At 63.8% G+C, this 2,611-nt stretch carries 2 protein-coding genes; both read left to right on the top strand.

Translation table 11 applies throughout. The features are described 5' to 3' along the window. Positions 1 to 172: 172 nt before the first annotated feature. Positions 173 to 1,714, top strand: coding sequence for an IS21 family transposase (istA, locus tag QN219_RS33630; RefSeq protein ID WP_284004736.1), 1,542 nt, complete (start codon positions 173 to 175; stop codon positions 1,712 to 1,714). A gap of 15 nt (positions 1,715 to 1,729) precedes the next feature. Further along, the gene (gene istB, locus QN219_RS33625; protein ID WP_284004735.1) at positions 1,730 to 2,491 is read left to right on the top strand and encodes an IS21-like element helper ATPase IstB; all 762 of its coding nucleotides are present in this window, start codon (positions 1,730 to 1,732) and stop codon (positions 2,489 to 2,491) included. The last annotated feature ends 120 nt before the right edge of the window (positions 2,492 to 2,611 follow it).

Raw genomic sequence — 2,611 nt, 5'->3', positions numbered from 1 at the left:
TGCGTATTTCAGGCGATCGTGAGCACGGATTTCACTGCATCGTGAGCACGGATTTCAGGGGATCATGAGCAACGATTTCAGAGGATCGTGAGCACCTTTTCGGAGGTGCTGGACGCTTCGGCCGACAACTCAGCCAGTCTACAGGATGCCTCGTTCAAACCGAGGAAGCCTGATGCCAACCCAGAGATTGTCGATGCGCCGGATCAGAGAAGTTTTACGTCTAAGGCATGTCCAGGGCCTAACCGAGCGCGCCATCGCGCACACGCTCGGGGTGAGCAATGGCGTCGTGCATGGTTATCTGCGGCGCGCCCGTCTTGCCGGGCTGAGCTGGCCGCTGCCTGAAGGGATTGATGACGAAGGCCTTGAGCTGCTGCTCTTCCCCGCGCCGAAGGCGGCGTCGCAAAGCCCCAGCCGGCCGGTGCCCGATTGGGGCTATGTGGAGAAGGAGTTGCGCCGCCGCGGCGTAACGCGGGTGCTCCTGTGGGAGGAGTATCGCGCCGCCAATCCCGACGGCTTTGGCTATACTTGGTTTTGCACGACCTTCGAGGCCTGGAAAGGGCGCGCGCGCCCGACGATGCGCCAGACACACCTGGGCGGCGAGAAGGTGTTTGTCGATTTTGCCGGCGACACCATCGACATCTTCGATCCCGTCACCGGCGAAGCGCACCCCATGAAGCTGTTCGTCGCAACGATGGGCGCCTCGAACTACACCTACGCCGAGGCCTGCCCGAGCGAGAGCCTGTGCGACTGGATCGGCGTGCACACGAACCTCTTCACCTTTCTGGGCGGCGTGCCGAAGTTCGTGGTCTGCGATAATCTCAAGGCCGCCGTCACCAACCCCGATCGCTACGACCCCGGTCTTAACCGGACCTATGCCGAGATGGCGAGCCACTACGGCACCGCAGTCCTCGCGGCGCGGCCGAGACGCCCGAAGGATAAGGCAAAAGTTGAAGTTGCGGTGCAAATTGCCCAGCGCTGGGTGCTGGCGCGGCTGCGCAATCAGCGCTTCTTTGCCCTGGCGGAGTTGAACGCTGCCATCGGCGTGGTCGTCGCCGAGCTCAACGCCCGCCAGATGCGCGGCTTCGGCTCCAGTCGCGCCGAACTCTTCGCCGAGCTGGACAAGCCGAAGCTGGGAGAACTGCCGGACCAGCCATACGTCTTTGCGCGCTGGAAGCGCTGTCGCGTCGCGCCCGACTATCATGTCGAGATCGACGGGCACTGGTATTCCACGCCCTACCGCCTTATCCGCGAGCTCGTCGATGTGCGCATCGCCGACAAGACCGTCGAGATCTTCCACAAGGGTCAGCGGATCGCCAGCCACGCCCGTGCACCCAACCGGCGCGGCCATACGACCGTCGCCGATCACATGCCGAGCGCGCATCGCCGCTACGGCAAGTGGACGCCAGGAGGATTGATCGCGGCCGGCGAGAAGATTGGTCCTTCCACCGCCGCCTTCTTCCAGGCCGTCATCGCTGACCGGCCGCATCCCGAGCAGGGCTTTCGCACCTGTCTCGGCATCCTGGCGCTGACCAAGAGCTACGGCAACGCGCGCGTCGATGCAGCCTGCCTACGCGGCATCCTCATCAAGGCACGCTCCGTCGCCTCGATCCGTTCGATCCTCAAGAACGGCCTTGATCGCGCGTTCCTCGACGAGACGCCCGACCACCAACCCCTGCGCCACGGCAATATCCGCGGTCAGGGCTATTTCCACTGAACCATGGAGAACCTAATGCTCACCCACCCCACCCATGAACGGCTGATCGCACTCGGCTTGACCGGAATGGCCAAAGCCTTCGAGGAGCAGCGACGATCACCGGACCTCGAGGCCTTGTCGTTCGAGGAGCGCATCGGTCTGCTGGTCGATCGCGAAGCCGGCGAGCGCGACACCAAACGGCTGACGACGCGGCTGAAGTTCGCCGCGCTGCGCCAGAGCGCCTGCGTGGAAGATGTCGATCTGCGCACGCCGCGCGGCATCGACCGCGCCGTCTTCGCCCGGCTCGTCGCCGGCGACTGGATCGACCGCCATGAGAACTTGCTCATCACCGGCGCAACCGGCCTGGGCAAGAGTTGGCTGGCCTGCGCGCTCGGCCACAAAGCCTGCCGCGACAATCGTTCGGTCCTTTACCATCGCGTCCCGCGGCTCTTCGAGGCGCTCGCCCTGGCGCGGGGCGACGGACGCTACGGCCGCCTGCTCAAGACGCTTGGGCGCGTGCAGCTCCTCATCCTTGATGACTGGGGCCTGTCGGTTCTCACCGCCGCCGAGCGCCGCGACCTCCTGGAGATCCTCGACGATCGCCATGGCCGCGCATCGACCATCGTCACCAGCCAAATCCCCGTGCAACACTGGCACGACGTCATCGGCGACCCCACGCTTGGCGATGCGATTCTGGACCGCCTCGTTCACAATGCGCACCGCCTGCAACTCACCGGTGAAAGCATGCGAAAACACAATGCTCGTGCCCACACCCTTGACGCAAACGCAAACACCTGAATCAATGAACAGGTCGGTCGAAGCGGCCGCTCATGATCGCGTGAAATACCTGCTCACGATCAGATGAAATGAGCGCTCACCATCGCGTGAAATGGCTGCTCACAATCAGCGAAATGCGCA

This window comes from Sinorhizobium sp. 8-89 (assembly GCF_030124325.1).
Taxonomy (GTDB): domain Bacteria; phylum Pseudomonadota; class Alphaproteobacteria; order Rhizobiales; family Rhizobiaceae; genus Sinorhizobium.
The sequence above is the reverse complement of the archived record's forward strand: the minus strand, read 5'-3'. Positions and strand labels throughout refer to the sequence as shown.